This is a genomic window from Pseudoalteromonas sp. MER144-MNA-CIBAN-0113 (assembly GCF_040308965.1).
Lineage (GTDB): Bacteria > Pseudomonadota > Gammaproteobacteria > Enterobacterales > Alteromonadaceae > Pseudoalteromonas > Pseudoalteromonas tetraodonis.
The window spans coordinates 1-262 of the sequence record NZ_JBEOOG010000412.1 but is presented as its reverse complement, the minus strand read 5'-3'; the positions used below and the strand labels follow the sequence as shown (position 1 = coordinate 262).

Genomic DNA, 262 nt, shown 5'->3' with positions numbered 1-262 from the left:
ATTACACGTGTAGCGCAAGTTGCAGGTAAGGCTTTTGCTGAGCAAGGTTTGCATATTCAATCAGGAGAGGGTGGCTTACAGCTGCATGGTTGGGTGCTACCTGTAGGTTCAGCTAATACGACTCAGTATACTTATGTTAATAATCGTATGATGCGCGATAAACTTATTCTGCATGCTATACGCCAGGCATTTGAAGAAGTAAGCGGAACACAAGAATTACCCGGTTTTGTCATTTATATTGATATAGACCCTCGGCAGGTTG

Annotated in this window: 1 protein-coding gene; it reads left to right on the top strand. The window is 43.1% G+C overall.

Translation table 11 applies throughout. From position 1 onward, the window contains the following. A partial coding sequence (locus AAEY57_RS20285) for a TopoII/MutL transducer domain-containing protein (RefSeq protein WP_502935509.1) occupies positions 1 to 262 on the top strand: 262 nt, incomplete at both ends.